At 72.1% G+C, this 16053-nt stretch carries 12 protein-coding genes and 1 pseudogene; 6 read left to right on the forward strand and 7 right to left on the reverse strand.

The features are described from left to right. Window positions 1-19: 19 nt before the first annotated feature. Window positions 20-1076, reverse strand: a pseudogene (locus D3105_RS24625) (molybdopterin molybdotransferase MoeA). 32 nt (window positions 1077-1108) lie between these two features. Then, window positions 1109-2128: a GTP 3',8-cyclase MoaA gene (gene moaA / locus D3105_RS24630; protein ID WP_118905225.1), complete on the reverse strand. Its 1020-nt coding sequence runs from the start codon at window positions 2126-2128 to the stop codon at window positions 1109-1111. 315 nt (window positions 2129-2443) lie between these two features. Here moaA and D3105_RS24635 point away from each other — a divergent pair, with 315 nt between their 5' ends. From D3105_RS24635 to D3105_RS24645, 3 genes are all read left to right on the forward strand, one after another. Then, window positions 2444-4768 carry an FdhF/YdeP family oxidoreductase gene (locus D3105_RS24635; protein WP_118905226.1) on the forward strand — a complete coding sequence of 775 codons (2325 nt, stop codon included), beginning with the start codon at window positions 2444-2446 and terminating at the stop codon, window positions 4766-4768. Beyond that, window positions 4756-5595 carry a formate dehydrogenase accessory sulfurtransferase FdhD gene (gene fdhD, locus D3105_RS24640; protein ID WP_118905227.1) on the forward strand — a complete coding sequence of 280 codons (840 nt, stop codon included), beginning with the start codon at window positions 4756-4758 and terminating at the stop codon, window positions 5593-5595. Before D3105_RS24635 ends, fdhD begins: the two co-directional genes overlap by 13 nt. A gap of 73 nt (window positions 5596-5668) precedes the next feature. After that, window positions 5669-6586: a LysR family transcriptional regulator gene (locus D3105_RS24645; protein WP_118905228.1), complete on the forward strand. Its 918-nt coding sequence runs from the start codon at window positions 5669-5671 to the stop codon at window positions 6584-6586. Between the two features lie 51 nt (window positions 6587-6637). Here D3105_RS24645 and D3105_RS34685 read toward each other — a convergent pair whose 3' ends face one another. From D3105_RS34685 to D3105_RS24660, 4 genes are all read right to left on the reverse strand, one after another. Continuing rightward, window positions 6638-6814 carry a hypothetical protein gene (locus D3105_RS34685; protein WP_165891073.1) on the reverse strand — a complete coding sequence of 59 codons (177 nt, stop codon included), beginning with the start codon at window positions 6812-6814 and terminating at the stop codon, window positions 6638-6640. Window positions 6815-6817: 3 nt separating this feature from the next. Next, entirely contained in the window at window positions 6818-9346 is a 2529-nt protein-coding gene (locus tag D3105_RS24650; RefSeq protein WP_118905229.1) for an ATP-dependent Clp protease ATP-binding subunit, read from the reverse strand. Window positions 9347-9445: 99 nt separating this feature from the next. After that, a complete protein-coding gene (locus D3105_RS24655) occupies window positions 9446-11170 on the reverse strand; it encodes an acyl-CoA dehydrogenase family protein (RefSeq protein ID WP_118905230.1) in 1725 nt (574 codons plus the stop codon). Window positions 11171-11235: 65 nt separating this feature from the next. Then, on the reverse strand, window positions 11236-11802 hold the full coding sequence (locus D3105_RS24660; RefSeq protein WP_118905231.1) for a PadR family transcriptional regulator: 567 nt from the start codon (window positions 11800-11802) through the stop codon (window positions 11236-11238). A 168-nt stretch (window positions 11803-11970) separates the two neighbouring features. On the opposite strand from D3105_RS24660, the gene D3105_RS24665 reads away from it, so the two are divergent. The 3 genes from D3105_RS24665 (at window position 11971) to D3105_RS24675 (ending at window position 15054) form a co-directional block, all read left to right on the forward strand. Next, window positions 11971-12858 carry an SDR family oxidoreductase gene (locus tag D3105_RS24665; RefSeq protein WP_118905232.1) on the forward strand — a complete coding sequence of 296 codons (888 nt, stop codon included), beginning with the start codon at window positions 11971-11973 and terminating at the stop codon, window positions 12856-12858. Window positions 12859-12908: 50 nt separating this feature from the next. Continuing rightward, a complete protein-coding gene (locus D3105_RS24670; protein ID WP_118905233.1) occupies window positions 12909-14390 on the forward strand; it encodes an aminotransferase class I/II-fold pyridoxal phosphate-dependent enzyme in 1482 nt (493 codons plus the stop codon). A 64-nt stretch (window positions 14391-14454) separates the two neighbouring features. Next, window positions 14455-15054, forward strand: a complete 600-nt coding sequence (locus D3105_RS24675; protein WP_118905234.1) for a flavodoxin family protein — start codon at window positions 14455-14457, stop codon at window positions 15052-15054. Between the two features lie 24 nt (window positions 15055-15078). Here the strand turns inward: D3105_RS24675 and D3105_RS24680 are convergent, their stop codons facing one another. Beyond that, the gene (locus D3105_RS24680; RefSeq protein WP_412080982.1) at window positions 15079-15807 is read right to left on the reverse strand and encodes a GAF and ANTAR domain-containing protein; all 729 of its coding nucleotides are present in this window, start codon (window positions 15805-15807) and stop codon (window positions 15079-15081) included. Window positions 15808-16053: the final 246 nt, after the last annotated feature.

Here is a 16053-nt window from a genome sequence, read left to right on the forward strand (position 1 = left end):
GATCGGGGCCAGGGGACGGTCAGGGCCGGGGTACGTCGAGGATCTCGACGACGGCTCCGGCCTCCGCGCCGCCGGGCGGCACCACCGCGAGCCCGTCGGCTAGGGCGAGACCGCGCAGCATCGCCGGCCCGTCGAACGGGAGCGGCGCCACCGCCCGCCCGATGCGGCGGACCGGCAGCAGCCGGGTGTCGCGCGGGTGCCCCGGCAGCGCGGCCGCGCAGACCGCGTCGGGCGGACCGGTGGCCACGTGCCCGCCGAGGCGGCGCAGCAGCGGTACGGCGAGGGTCACCGCGCCGGCGACGGCGGCCAGCGGATTGCCGGGCAGCCCCACCAGATGCCTGGCCCGCCCGTCGGCGCCGGGCGGCAGTTCGGCGAGCAGCATGGGGTGGCCGGGCCGTACGGCGACGGAGTCGACGAGGAGCCGGGNCCGCGCCCTGCCCGCTCAGCCAGGACGGCAGGAGCGGGCCGAGGGCGTCGCGTATCCGGCCGTCCCGGGGCAGCCCCGTCTCCAGCAGTTCGTCGCCGAGGACGAGCAGGTCGACGCGGGGGCGGCGGTGCACGGTGAGCCGGTCGTAACCGGCGGCCGCCGCCAGGCCGAGGACGGTGGGGGTCACGCTCGTCCCGGCGGGGAGGAGGGGGTCATCCGCACGGCACTCCTGGCCGCGCGGCCTGATGTCACGGCCCGACGCCGGGGGCCCGGGGCTCGGGGAGCGGTCGAGCAGCAGGCCTCCCCCGGCGTCGGCCTCCCCGTCCTCCCGGCGGAGTACGGCGTCGGCGCCCTCGGGCAGACGGGCGCCGGTGGCGATGGGGACGGCGGCCCCGGGACGCAGCGGATCGGGCTGCCCACCGGCCAGGACACCGCGGCCCTCAAGGCGCCAGGGCCCCGGTCCGGCCACGGCCCAGCCGTCCATGGCGGAGGTGTCGAACGGCGGCAGGTCGGTGAGTGCCGTCAGCGGCTCCGCGAGGGCGTGGCCGAGCGCGTCGGCGAGATCGCGGGCGACGGGCGGCAGGGACGGTACGGCGCGGGCGGCCGCCCGCGCCTTCTCCCAGTCCGTGGTCAGGGGTCCCGCGGTCATGTGTGCTCCCTCGTCTTCCTCGTGTGCGGGTGTCAGCCGCCGATGGCGGACATCGGACGCTCCGGGCGGCGGAACTCCGGGCTGTCGATGGCGTGGCCCGGGCTTTTCCCGGCGATGCAGTGGCGCCAGGCCGCCTCGATCTCCGTGTCCTCGGCGCCGTCCCGCAGCAGGGCCCTCAGGTCCGACTCCCCGGTGGCGAAGAGGCAGTTGCGCAGCTGCCCGTCGGCGGTGAGCCGCACCCGGTCGCAGCCGCCGCAGAACGGGCGGGTGACGCTGGCGATGACGCCCACCACCGTGTCCGTGCCGGCGATCCGCCACTCCTCGGCGGGCGCGTTGTCGCGTCGGCCCACCGGGACGAGGTCGAACCGCTCGCCGAGGCGGTCGAGGATCTCCTCGGCGGTGACCATCCGCTCCCGGTCCCAGGCGCCCTGCGCGTCCAGGGGCATCGACTCGATGAACCGCGCCCGGTAGCCGTGTTCGACGGCGAACGCGGCGAGTTCGGCGATCTCGTCGTCGTTGACCCCGCGCAGCGGAACCGTGTTGACCTTGACGGGCGTGAGGCCGGCCGTGCGGGCTGCGCGCAGTCCGGCCAGGACGTCGGCGAGCCGGTCGCGCCGGGTGATCGCGGTGAACCGCTCGGGACGCAGGGTGTCCAGGCTGACGTTGACCCGGCTCAGCCCGGCGTCGCGGAGCGCCGCGGCACTGCGCGCCAGGCCGATGCCGTTGGTGGTGAGGGACAGTTCGGGGGCTTGGGGCAGGGCGTGCAGCCGGGCGACGAGCCCGGGCAGGCCCCGGCGCAGCAACGGTTCGCCGCCGGTGAGCCGTACCTCGGTGATGCCCAGACGGCGGGTGGCTACGCTGACGAGGCGAACCACCTCGTCGTCGGTGAGCAGTTCGGGGCGGGGCAGCCAGTCGAGGCCCTCGGCGGGCATGCAGTAGGTGCAGCGCAGATTGCAGCGGTCGGTGAGCGAGACCCGCAGGTCGGTGTGGACCCGGCCGAACCGGTCCGTCAGCGGGGACGGGGCGGGCCCGTCGAGGAGCGGTCGGGACACGGGGCGGCCTTCTTCCTCTGCCCGGGGGCAGTCACGCTTTTCTCACCCGCCGACCACTTTCGGGGGCTTGCGGGATGAAGTCAAAGAGGCTTTCTCTCTCAGGTGATCGGCGCCGCCGATCGGATCCGGAAAATACCTCCAACCCTCTCTGAGCAACCACCCTGACCTGTACATACACAGCGATAGGCCAGACCTCTCAGTTCATCGAATTCACCTCTTTGACTTCCCTCGGGGGACAGGCGGATATTCGACGCGCCATCCCCGTGACGAACGGCCTGAAGGCCCCGACGCAGAGAAATAGAGGCGCATTCCGTCATGAGCAGCCGCATCGAGGGCGACCCGAGCGACGATCTGCGGGTCACCCCGCCCAAGACCTGGGCGACGGGTCTGCCCGCGGTGACCCACGCGTTGGAGTACTCCCTGGGCCAGACGTCTCCGCGTCGCACCGCGCTGACGCTGCTCAACATCAACCAGCCCAAGGGCATCGACTGCCCCGGCTGCGCGTGGCCCGAACCGGCGCCCGGCAAGCGGCACATGAACGAGTACTGCGAGAACGGCGCCAAGCACATCAACGACGAGGCGACCTCGCGGCGCGTCACCCGGGAGTTCTTCCGCGAACACGCGATCGCCGAGCTCGACGGGGCGTCCGACTACTGGCTGAACCAGCAGGGCCGGCTGACCGAGCCCATGGTGAAGCGCCCCGGCGGGACCCATTACGAGCCGATCGGCTGGGACGAGGCGCTGGGTCTGCTCGCCGGGGAGCTGCGGGGCCTGGACTCCCCCGACGAGGCCCTCTTCTACGTCTCGGGCCGGCTGAACAACGAGGCCGCGTTCCTCCTCCAGCTCTTCGCCCGCGCGTACGGCACGAACAACCTGCCGGACTGCTCGAACATGTGCCACGAGTCCAGCGGGTCCGCGATGTCGCAGACGCTGGGCATCGGCAAGGGCAGCGTCTCCCTCGACGACATCCACCACGCCGACCTGATCTTCGTCGTGGGGCAGAACCCGGGTACCAACCACCCCCGGATGCTCTCGGCGCTGGAGGAGACCAAGCGCAACGGCGGTCAGGTCGTCGCGGTCAACACCCTGCCCGAGGCGGGGCTGATGCGGTTCAAGCACCCGCAGAAGGCCCGGGGTCTGATCGGCCGGGGCACACCGATCGCCGACCAGTTCCTGCACATCCGCGCGGGCGGTGACCTCGCCCTGTTCCAGGCGCTGAACCTGCTGCTCCTGGAGGCCGAGGACGCCGCGCCCGGCACCGTGCTGGACCACGCGTTCATCCGTGCGCACACCACCGGCTTCGAGGACTTCGCCGCGCACGCCCGGAAGACCGACTGGGCGGACGTCCTGACGGCGACCGGGCTGGCCCGCGAGGAGATCCAGGAGGTGTTCGAGCGGGTCCTGAGCAGCGAGAAGGTCATCGTGTGCTGGGCGATGGGGCTCACCCAGCACAAGCACGGGGTGCCGACGATCCGCGAGGTCGTCAACTTCCTGCTGGCCCGGGGCAACATCGGCAGGCCCGGTGCGGGTGTCTGCCCGGTGCGCGGGCACAGCAACGTCCAGGGCGACCGCACGATGGGCGTGTGGGAGCAGATGCCGCAGGAGTTCCTCGACGCGCTGGAGGCGGAGTTCGGCTTCACGCCTCCCGCCCACCACGGTCTGGACGCGGTGAACAGCATCCGGGCCATGGACGAGGGGCGAGCGAAGGTGTTCCTGGGCGTCGCGGGCAATTTCGTCCGGGCGACGCCCGACAGCGCGGTCACCGAGGCCGCGATGCGCACCTGCCGCCTCACGGCGCACATCTCCACCAAGCTCAACCGCTCCCACACGGTCTGCGGCGACACCGCCCTCATCCTGCCGACCCTCGGCCGCAGCGACCGGGACGTGCAGGCCACCGGCGAGCAGTTCGTGACCGTCGAGGACTCCATGAGCGACGTCCACGCCTCCCGGGGAAAGCTGCCACCCGCCTCCCCGCACCTGCTGAGCGAGGTCGCGATCATCGCCAGGCTCGCCCGGCTGACACTGGGCGATGAGCCGGAGATCCCCTGGGAGCTGTTCGAGACGGACTACGGCACCATCCGCGACCGGATATCCCGGGTGGTCCCCGGCTTCGAGGACTTCAACGCGCGGGTGGCCGAGCCCGGCGGCTTCACCCTGCCCAATCCGGTGAACCAGGGGGTCTTCCCGACGCCGAGCGGCAAGGCCGTCTTCACCTGCAACGACTTCACCATGCCGCAGGTCCCCGAGGGGCACCTGCTGTTGCAGACCCTGCGCTCGCACGACCAGTGGAACACCGTCTGGTACGCGCCGAACGACCGCTACCGGGGCATTCACGACGCCCGCCGGGTCGTCCTCGTGAACCCCGCCGATCTGGCGGAACTCGGGCTCGCCGACCGGGACACCGTGGACCTGGTGAGCGTCTGGCACGACGGACGGGAGCGCCGCGCGGAGAAATTCCGGGTCGTGGCGTACCCGGCGAGCCGTGGTTCGGCGGCGGCGTACTACCCGGAGACCAACGTCCTGGTGCCGCTGGACAGCGTCGCCGACATCAGCAACTGCCCGACATCCAAGGGTGTGGTGGTCCGCCTCGAACGTACCTCCGGCGCGGGCGAGGAGAGGAGCGAGCCATGGGCCGGGTGACCGCACGGCGGCGTGTCCTGCGCGTACGGGAAGGGCACTCCTCGTACCGCCCGGACACCCTGGCCGCCGAGGAGCCGATGGAGATCCGGGTCGGCGGGCGCCCGCTGGCGGTGACCATGCGCACGCCCGGCGACGACTTCGACCTCGCGGCCGGCTTCCTCGTCGGCGAGGGTGTGCTGCACCGCGCCGAGGACGTGGCCGGGATCCGCTACTGCGCCGGCGCCACGGCCGACGGCGGCAACTCGTACAACGTGGCCGACGTCGCCCTGGCCCCCGGCGTGGCGGCCCCCGACCCGTCGCTGGAGCGCAACTTCTACACGACGTCCTCGTGCGGTCTGTGCGGCAAGGCCGGGCTGGACGCGGTGCGTACGACGGCCGCCTGGTCGGTCGCCGAGGACCCGCTGCGTATCGGTACGGATGCGCTGGCGGCCCTTCCGGCCCGGCTGCGGGCGTCCCAGCGGGTGTTCGACGCCACCGGCGGTCTGCACGCCGCGGGGCTCTTCACGGCCGACGGCGAGCTGGTGTGTCTGCGGGAGGACGTCGGGCGGCACAACGCGGTGGACAAGGTCGTCGGCCACGCCCTGCGCTCGGGGCTTCTTCCGTTGCGCGGGTCGGTCCTGATGGTGAGCGGCCGGGCCTCGTTCGAGCTGGTGCAGAAGGCGGTGATGGCGGGGATCCCCCTGCTCGCGGCGGTCTCGGCGCCGTCCTCGCTCGCGGCCGACCTAGCCGCGGACAGCGGTCTGACGCTGGTGGGGTTCCTGCGTGGCGCCTCCATGAACGTGTACGCGGGCGACGAGCGGGTCCACCACCCGGCGCCGGAGGTCTGAGACGGCGTCGGGCCGTGGCTCGGGCCCGGTGGGGCGATTGGCGTTCCGTGAGGCCGTCCGGTAGACCCGTGGGGTGCTGTTCCGTCAACTCGAGTACCTGGTGGCCCTCTCCCGCGAGCGTCACTTCGCCCGCGCCGCCCAGGCCTGTCACGTCTCCCAGCCCGCGCTCTCCGAGGCGGTCCGCAAGCTGGAGGACGAGCTCGACGTCCCCCTGGTGCTGCGCGGCCGCAAGTACGAAGGGCTCACCCCCGAGGGCGAACGGATCGTCGTGTGGGCGCAGCGGATCCTGGCGGACCGGGACGCCCTCACGAGCGAGGCGGGCCACTTGCGTACCGGGCTCAGCGGGCGGATGCGCATCGGGTCGGTCCCGACGGCGTCCGGGACGGTCGCGCTGCTGACCGCCCCCTTCTGTCTGGCGCATCCGCTGGTCACGGTGGAGGTCATAGGGGACCTCCAGTCCACGGACGTGCTCCGGCAGCTGCGGGACTTCGAGATCGACGCCGGAATCACCTATCTGGACGCGGACCTCGGGGAGCAGTACCGGACGGTGCCGCTGTACGAGGAGCGGTACGTGCTGCTCACCGGTGCCGCCGACGCCCCCGCCCGCCGGACGGCGGCGACCTGGGCGGAGGCCGCGCGGCTTCCCCTGTGTCTGCTCACGGAGGCGATGCAGGGGCGCCGGGTGCTGGACGAGGTGTTCACGGAGGCCGGGGTGCGGCCGTCGCCCCGGGTCGAGACGGACTCGGTGGCGACGCTCTTCGCCCATGTCCGCACGGGCCGGTGGGCGAGCGTCGTGCCGCACACCTGGCTGCATGTCTTCGGTGTGCCGCACGGGATGCGGGCGGTGCCGCTGGTCGAGCCGGCCCGGGCGGTGCCGGTCGGTCTGGTGACCGTCGCCCGGGAGCCGGGATCCGTGCTGGCCCGCGCTCTGCGGGAGATCGCGGGCCAGACGGATGTGGCGGCCGCGCTGGAGCGACTGCCGGAGGACTGAGAGCCTTCTCGGCCAGCCCCTGAGGGGCTTCGCCGGGACAGGGCCGGGTCCCTAGTCGGTCTTCTTCTTCCGGTTCTCCCCGTCAGGGGCGAGGCCCATTTCCTCGCGGTCCTCCTCCAGACGCTCGTCGAGTCGCTTCTCGTCCGGGCGACGGGGCATCCCGCGGCTGTGGCCGGTGTCCGGGTCGCCCTCGACCTCTTCGTTCGACTTGTGGTGGTGATGGGACATCGCTCACTCCTCGCCGTCGGGGGTGTCGGCGGCGGGGGCGTCCCCGGCGCCGTCGCCCTTGCGGATGGTGCAGTGCAGGGAGTCGTCGACCACGTCGGCGACGATCGTGTCCCCGGGGTCCGCTTCGCCGCCGAGCAGCAGGGAGGCGACGCGGTTGTCCAGTTCCGTCTGGATCGTGCGGCGCAGCGGGCGGGCGCCGAACTCCGGCTGGTAGCCGTGGGCGACCAGGAGTTTCTTCGCCGCCTCGGTGACCTCCAGGGTCATGCCCTGGGCGTGGACGCGGTGCTTGCTGCGGTCCAGGAGGTGGTCGACGATCTCGGACAGGTCGTCCTCGGTGAGGCTGTGGAAGACGATGATGTCGTCGATGCGGTTGAGGAACTCGGGGAGGAACCGGCCGCGCAGGTCCTCCATCAGCTCGTCCTTGAGCTCGGCGGCGTCGCCCTCGTGGGCGAGGATGCGGTGGGCGCCGATGTTGGACGTCATGATGACGACGCAGTGCCGGAAGTCGACGGTGCGGCCCTGTCCGTCGGTGAGGCGGCCGTCGTCGAGGATCTGGAGCAGCGTGTTGAAGACGTCGGGGTGCGCCTTCTCGACCTCGTCGAACAGGACGACGCTGTAGGGGCTGCGCCGCACCTTCTCGGTGAGCTGGCCGGCCTCGTCGTAACCGACGTATCCGGGAGGGGCTCCGACGAGCCGGGCGACCGTGTGCTTCTCCTGGAACTCGCTCATGTCGAAGCGGATCATGCGGTCGTCCTGGCCGAACAGCAGCTCGGCGAGCGTCTTGGCCAGTTCCGTCTTGCCGACGCCGGTGGGGCCGAGGAAGAGGAACGAGCCGACGGGCCGGTTCGGGTCGCCCATGCCGGCGCGGTTGCGGCGTACGGCTTCGGAGACCGCGGTGACGGCCTCGTCCTGGCCGACGATCCGGGCGTGCATCTCCTCCTCCAGTTTGAGGAGCTTCTCCTTCTCGCCGGCGGTGAGCTGGGAGACCGGGATGCCGGTGCGGCGGGAGACGATGTCGGCGATGTCGGAGGCGGTGACCGAGACGACGCCCTCGCGGCGCTCCTCGATCCCGGCGAGTTCGCCCTCCACCTCGGCGATCTGCCGCTTCAGCCCGGACGCCTTCTCGAACTCCTCGCCGGCGACGGCCTCGTCCTTCTCGCGCCGCAGCTTGGCGAGGCGGTCCTCGCGGCTGACGACCTCGGTGGAGCGGTTCGCGCTGCGCAGCCGTACGCGGGCCCCGGCCTGGTCCATCAGGTCGATGGCCTTGTCGGGCAGGAAGCGGTCGCTGATGTAGCGGTCGGACAGCTCGGCGGCCGCCGTGAGGGCTCCGTCGGCGAAGCGGACCTGGTGGTGGGCCTCGTAGGCGTCCCGCAGCCCTTCGAGGATCTGTACGGTCTCCTCGACGGTGGGCTCCGGGACCAGGACGGGCTGGAAGCGGCGCTCCAGGGCGGCGTCCTTCTCGATGTGCTTGCGGTACTCGTCGATCGTCGTCGCGCCGACGACGTGCAGTTCACCGCGGGCGAGGGCGGGCTTGAGCATGTTGCCCGCGTCCATGGAGCCCTCGCCGGTGGCGCCGGCGCCGACGACCGTGTGGAGTTCGTCGATGAAGAGGATGATCTCCCCCTCGGCCTTCTGCACGTCCTCGATGACCTTCTTCAGCCGCTCCTCGAACTGCCCCCGGTACTGGGCTCCGGCGACCATGCCGGACAGGTCCAGGGAGACGACCCGCTTGTTTTTGAGGGTGTCGGGGACCTCGCCCGCGACGATGCTCTGGGCCAGGCCCTCGACGATGGCGGTCTTGCCCACGCCGGGCTCGCCGATGAGGACGGGGTTGTTCTTGGAGCGCCGCGAGAGGATCTCGATGGTCTGCTCGATCTCCTCGGCCCGCCCGACCACGGGGTCGAGCTTCCCCGCCTTCGCCTCCTCCGTGAGGTCCCGGCCGAACTCGTCCAGGGTCGTCGCGGGCTGCTTGGCCGCGCCGGTGGCCCCGTCCGGGCCCCCGGCCCGGTCGGCCGCGCCGCGCAGCTTGCCCACGTCGAGGTCGTCCGACCCCAGGAACCGCCCGGCCCCGGAGTCCGCGTCGTCGATGAGCGCGCCGAGGATGTGCTCGGGGCCGATGTAGGACACCCCGGCCGCCTGCGAGCGGGCGTAGGCGGCGGTGAGGGTCCGCTTCGCCGCCGGGGTGAGGCCGGGCTCGGCGGACGGCTCGGCGGACTCCCGGGGCAGCACCTCGTCGAGCTGCGCGGCGAGCGCGTCGGGGTCGACCCCCGCGCGGGACAGCAGCCCGCGCGAGGGTTCGACCTGGGTCGCCGCCCACAGCAGGTGCTCGGTGTCGAGGTCCGCGGTGCCGTCCTCGGCCGCCTTGCTCGTCGCGCGGCCCAGCAGCTCGTGGGAGGACTCCGTCAGCAGCCGCCCGATGGGGACGCGCTGCATCGCGGGGGGCGAGGAGGCGGGCGACATACCGAAGAACCGGTTCAGCAGATCGCTGAACGGATCGGACGGACCGAGGGGTGAACCGAACGCCATCGACATGTCTGCTCCAGGGAAGGCGAGGGGGCCCTCCCACTCAAACGCGATGTCCACCACCCCGCAAACGGAGCGGCCCCCCGGTGCCGCCCCGCCCGGGGCGGACTACTGCCCCATCTCGTACGCCCCCGAGAGCGCCTCGACCTGCTCCCAGATCCGCGCCGAACGGGCCGCGTCGACGACCGGCCGGCGGACCGCGCCCAGCGCCCAGTTCTGCTGGTCCTCGGTGGCGGAGTCCTTGCCGTGCAGCTCGACGGCGTGCGCGGAGAAGTCGCGGACGAGGACGGCGAACAGTTCGTCCAGCAGTTCCTCGTCCAGGCCGGTCAGCCGGGCCTGCTCCAGGATCAGCTGGCCGTGGACGACGAGGGCGAAGAGCTGGCCGACGGCGAGGAGGAGGTCGAGGTCACGGCTCTGCTCCTCGTCGGGAGCGGCCGTCTCGACGAACGTGCACAGGGCGTCGGCCTGCTCGCGGAAGCGGGCGACGTTCGGCACCTCGGCGTACGCGTCGAACGCGGTGCGCCAGTCGTGGAAGCGTACGGAGCCGAGGCCGCGCGCCGGTCCCTGCTGGAAGAGGAACGCGTCGTCGGCCGCGTCGAGGCGGGTCGGGACGGCCGGGTGGTCGACCGGGTTCAGCAGGTGGTTGTGCATGAACTTCAGGATCAGCGCGAGGTTCACGTGGACCGTGCCCTCCAGCTTCGGCAGGCCCCGGATCTCGACGGCGGCCTGGGCGAAGTAGTTGTCCTTCTCGAAGCCCTTGGCGGCGATGACGTCCCACATGAGGTCGATGACCTTCTCGCCCTCCGTGGTCACCTTCATCTTCGTCATCGGGTTGAAGAGGAGGTAGCGGCGGTCGTCGGGCCCGGCGGAGCGGAAGTAGTCGACGGCGCGGTCGCTGAACAGCTTCATCCCGACGAGCCGGACGTAGGCGTCGGTCAGCTCGCGGCGCACGTGCGGGAAGGCGGTGACGGGGCGCCCGTAGAGGATGCGGTTGCTCGCGTGGGTGACCGCCTCGTACATCGCGTGCTCGCAGATGCCGATGGAGGCGGTGCAGAGGTTGAACTTGCCGACGTTGACGGTGTTGAGCGCGGCGTCGAAGGCGGCGCGGCCGGTGTGCAGGATGTCGGCGGGCGCGACCGGATAGTTCTCCAGGCGGAACTCGCTGACGTACTTGGAGGAGTCGACGACGTTCTTCACCAGCTGGTACGCCTCGTGCCGGCTGTCGGCGGCGAAGAAGACATAACCGTCGGGGCCCTCGACGTCGGTGCGGCGGCCGAAGACGGAGACGAGACCGGCGGCGTTGCCGTTGCCGATGTAGTACTTGGAGCCGGAGGCCCGGAAGCCGCCCTCGCCGTCCGGCGTCAGCAGCATGTCGGTGGAGTAGATGTCGGCGCCGTGGGTCTTCTCGGAGAGACCGAAGGCGAACACCTCACCCCGGGCGAGGAGTTCGGCCGCCCGGGCGCGGGCCTCGGCGTTGTCGCTCTGCCAGACCGGGCCGAGACCGAGGATGGTCACCTGCCAGGCGTACCAGTAGTCGAGGCCGTAGAAGCCGAAGATCTCGTTGAGGGCGGCGATCCGGGCGGTGTCCCAGCGCTGGTCGTCCTTCCCCGCGGCGGAGGCGGGGGTGAGGAAGGTGGCGAACAGGCCCTCCTTCGCGGCGAAGTCGAGGAAGTCGCCGAGCCAGGCGCGGGAGCGGTAGTCCTCGATCAGCCGGCGCTTGCCGCGCGCCTCGAACCAGTCGACGGTCGCGCGGAGCAACCTGCGGGTCTCCGGGTCGAAGTGCTCGGGGTCGTACGTGCGCGGGTTGAGGAGGAGCGACGCGGACTCGGCCATGGCGGGTGCCTTCCGGGAGGATGAGGGTTTCTTCGGTGGTACGGGGGTGGCGGGCGGCGCGCCGTTCAGGTGCCTGGGCCCGCGGTGTCGAGCCGGTGGAGCGTGGCGAGTACGTCGTCGAGCCAGGCGATCGTCATGCGCTCGTACGCGATACCGCCCCGCAGCACGACGTGCTGGAGTTCCTGACCGGCGTCCTGCGGCGCGGGGGCTTCGGGCCCGGTGAAGTCGCGCAGCTCCCCGGCGAGGTAGTGCGCGAGCCGGTCGCGGTGCGTCTGGCGGTGGCGCTCGACCTCGTCGATCAGGGCAGCCGGGTCGTCGAAGGCCGCACCCCGGATCTTCACGGCGAGATCGTGCCGCAGGCTCTCCGGCTCGATCGGCTTGTGCAGCCACGCGGCGAGGGCGGCCCGGCCGGGCCCGGTGACGGAGTACTCCTTCTTGTCCGGCCGCCCCTGCTGCTCCACCTCGCGGACCAGGAGGAGGCCGTCGGCGACCATGCGGCCCAGGACGCGGTAGATCTGCTGGTGGGTGGCGGTCCAGAAGTAGCCGATGGACCGCTCGAACCGCCGGGCCAGCTCATAGCCGGAGCCGGGCCGCTCCAGCAGGGAGACGAGGATCGCGTGGTCGAGGGCCATAAGGCGATCCTTCTATGCAACTCGTTGCATAGACAAGTCGTGGAGTCCGGGTGAGACACGGCTCACCCGGGGTGCGCCGTCACCGAAGGGGTGTTTCGGTCGGGTGGAGAGGGGCACCCGGAGCCCCGGCCACCGTCGAGCAGAGAAGCCGAGCAGAGAGGCAGCACCATGACGAGGGGCGAACAGCCGCAGGACCCGAACCAGATCCACCCCCGCCCGGACTTCCCCCAGCAGGACCAGGAGCATCCCGGCTGGACCGGCCCCATGGACCCCCCGCCCGACCACGGCGAGGACTCCTACCGGGGCAGTGGCCTGCTCGTCGACCGCAAGGCCCTGATCACCGGCGGGGATTCGGGCATCGGCCGTGCGGTGGCCCTGGCCTTCGCACGGGAGGGCGCGGACGTGGTGCTGACCCACCTTCCCGAGGAGGAGAAGGAGGCCGCGGAGACCGTCCGGCTGGTGGAGGAGGCCGGGCGGAAGGGCGTGGCGGTCGCCTGCGACATCCAGGACGAGAAGCAGTGCCGCTCGCTCGTGGAACGGGCCGTGTCCGAGGGCGGCCGCATCGACATCCTGGTGAACAACGCGGCGTACCAGATGTCCCAGCCCGACGGGATCTCCGCGATCTCGACCGAGCAGTTCGACCGGGTGGTGCGCACGAACCTGTACGGGATGTTCTGGCTCTGCAGGTCTGCCCTCCCGTACATCCCGGCGGGCGGCTCGATCATCAACACCACGTCGGTGCAGGCGTACAAGCCGAGCCCGCATCTGCTGGACTACGCCATGACGAAGGGGGCGATCGTCACCTTCACCCAGGGTCTCGCCCAGATGCTCGCCGCCGACGGCGTCCGCGTGAACGCGGTGGCCCCGGGCCCCGTCTGGACACCGCTCATCCCGGCCACGCTGCCCGACACGGCCGAGTTCGGGAAGCAGAGTCCCCTGGGCCGTCCCGCACAGCCCGCCGAGATGGCACCGGCCTATGTCTTCCTCGCCTCGGCGAACGCCTCGTTCATCACCGGCGAGATCATGAACGCCACCGGCGGCACACCCCTTCCCTGAGCCGACGGCGCGCCCGGTTGGCCCGTACCGCAGCAGGGAAGGCGTGACGAATGAGCAGGAACCACCACGAAGCACCCGTTCTCGACGCCCTCGCCGCCTATCACGAGCGGGGCGAGCTGGGTTTCTCCCCGCCCGGCCACAAGCAGGCCCGGGGCGCCGATCCCGCCGTACGGGCGGTGCTGGGCGACGCCGTGTTCCTCGGGGACGTCCTCGCCACGGGCGGACTCGACAGCCGGCGGGAGAACTCGGGCGTGCTGCGGCGCGCCGAGGAGCTGATGGCCGATGCGGTCCACGCGGAGCACACCTTCTTCTCCACCTGCGGCAGCTCCCTGTCCGTCAAGGCGGCCATGCTCAGCGTCGCCGCCCCTCATCAGAAGCTGCTGGTCGGCCGTGACGCCCACAAGTCCGTCATCGCGGGCCTCATCCTGTCGGGCGTCGAGCCGGTCTGGCTGGAGCCCCAGTGGGACGCGGAGCGGCATCTCGCCCACCCACCGTCGGCGGCGACCGTCGAGAAGGCCTTCGCGGAGCACCCGGACGCGCGCGGCGCCCTGGTCACCAGCCCCACCCCGTACGGGACGGCGGCGGATCTGCGGGCGATCGCGGACGTGTGCCACCGGCGCTCCAGGCCGCTCGTCGTGGACGAGGCCTGGGGCGCGCATCTGCCGTTCCATCCGGACCTGCCGTCCTGGGCGATGGACGCGGGCGCGGACGTCTGCGTGACCAGCATCCACAAGATGGGCAGCGGTCTGGAGCAGGGCTCTGTCTTCCATCTCCAGGGCGACCTGGTGGACCACGACACCCTGGCCTCGCGCGCGGACCTCCTCGGCACGACCAGCCCGTCCGTCCTGCTCTACGCGGGAATCGACGGCTGGCGGCGGCAGATGGCGCTGGGCGGCCGGGCCCTGCTGGCCGACGCCCTCGAACTCGCCGCGACGGTCCGTCGGCGCATCGAGGAGATCGACGGGATGCACGTCAACGGGGAGAAGGACTTCTGCGGGCCCGGCGCGGCAGCGGAGTTCGACCCGCTACCCGTGATCATCGACATCGAAGGGCTCGGCACCACCGGCTACCGTGCCGCCGACTGGCTGCGCAGCCACCACCGCGTCGACATGCACCTGGTCGACCATCGCCGGATCAGCGCGCAGATCACCCACGCCGACGACGCGTCCACCGCCGGGCAGCTGCTGACGGCGCTGGAGGACCTGTCCCGCAACGCCCACACCCTGCGCCCCGCCCCCGAGGTGCTGGTGCCCTCCCCGGCCGAGCTCCGCCCCGATCAGGTCTGCCTCCCGCGCGACGCCTTCTTCGCGGAGACCGAGGACGTACCGGCGGCGAAGGCCGTGGGGCGGGTCGCCGCCGAGATGATGACCCCCTACCCGCCCGGCATCCCGGCCGTGCTCCCCGGCGAACGGATCACCGCGCCTCTGCTGCGCTACCTGCGCTCCGGGGTGGAGGCGGGCATGAACGTGCCCGATACCGCCGATCCCGGCCTGGAGACCGTCCGGGTGTGCGCCGACCGGGAAGGGCCCTGACAGCGGCGCCTCTCTCTCTCCCCCCCCGATCCCCCACCCATAAGCCCGAAGGAGACATTCCGCCATGCGCGCACTCGCCCTCGTCTGCACCCTGAACGCCTCGCCCGCCCCGTCCAGCAGTCAGCGCCTCGCCGAGCAGGTCATGGCGCAGTTCGCCCGGCACGACGTGCCGGGCGAGATCGTCCGGGTCGCCGACCACGACGTCCGCCCGGGGATCGGGGTGGACATGGGCGACGGCGACGCCTGGCCCGCCCTGCGGGAGAAGGTCCTGGCCGCCGACATCCTGCTGATCGCCACGCCCATCTGGCTCGGCCACCCCTCCAGCGTCTGCCAGCGGGTCCTGGAGCGGCTGAACGCCGAGTCCTCCGAGACCGACGACCAGGGCCGCCCGCACACCTACGGGAAGGTCGCGGCCGTGGCCGTCGTCGGCAACGAGGACGGGGCGCACAAGGTGAGCGCCGATGCGTTCCAGGGACTGAACGACGTCGGCTTCTCGCTGGCGCCCGGCGCCGTCACGTACTGGGTCGGCGAAGCCATGCAGGGCACCGACTACCAGGATCTCGACGAGACGCCCGAGGCCGTCGCCTCGACGACGAAGGCGCTCGCCGCGAACGCCGTCCACCTGGCCCGGCTGCTGTCGGACCGTCCGTACCCGGCGTCCTGACGGCCCGACGGCCGGGGCCGGGTGTCAGCCCCGGGGCTGGATGCGGCCCTCCGGCGGGACCTCGCCGGTGATGCTGGCGATCAACTCGGCGCAGAGTTCGCGCAGTTTGATGTTGCGGTGCTGCGATGCCGTGCGCAGGACGTCGAAAGCCTTCTCCGGGGTGCAGCGCTGCTGGCCGACCACGACGCCGATCGCCTGGTCGATCACGGTGCGCGAGCGCAGGGCGGCCTCCAGGTCCGCGGCGAACTCCTCGGTGTCCGCGATGCGCTGGGCCAGGGCGATGGCGCCGGTGGCCTGCGCGGTGAGCAGCCTCAGCGCCGTCAGGTCGGCCGTGTCGAAGGCGTGCGGGACGGGCGCGTACAGGTTCAGCGCTCCTGCCGTGTGGCTGTGCGGTGCGATCGGCAACGACAGCGACGAGCGGGCGCCGCAGACCGCGGCGTAGGCGGGGTAGTCGGCCCAGCGGCTCTCCCGCAGCGTGTCGGGCACGCTGACCTCCCGGCCCGTGCGCATCGCCTGGAGGCACGGGCCGGCGTCCTGGCCGTACTGGGCCTCGTCCAGCTTCGTCGCGGAGGCGCCCACGCTGGAGACGGTGACGGGACGCCCCAGCCTCTCCAGCGTGATGCCGCAGCCGTCCGCCTCCTCCACCAGGGCGAGGGCGCTCCGGGCGAGGGCACGCAGGAAGTCGTCCAGCGACGTGGTCTCCAGGAGCAGCGCGGTCGTGTCCGGCGCCTCGGCCACGGGCCTGTCAGTCATGATCATCTCGTTCTGGGCGGTGACCCGCCGCTGAAACGGGCGGGGCAGAGCTGGGCGGCGCGGTCCGGGCCGCCGGGACGGGGCAGCCGCCACCGACGCACCGGCGCCGAGCGGGCTCCGGGCGTGGGGCGGTGAGGGGGTCAGTCGTCGAGGCCGGGCGGCCGCAGAGGGGCGGGCGCGGGCAGGAGGGCCATCGTCGGGCCGCCTGCGGGGTGGTGGGTTCTCGTCGCGGGGGGCCTGCTACGG

Origin of the sequence: Streptomyces globisporus, from assembly GCF_003501885.1 — a bacterium.
Lineage (GTDB): Bacteria > Actinomycetota > Actinomycetes > Streptomycetales > Streptomycetaceae > Streptomyces > Streptomyces globisporus_D.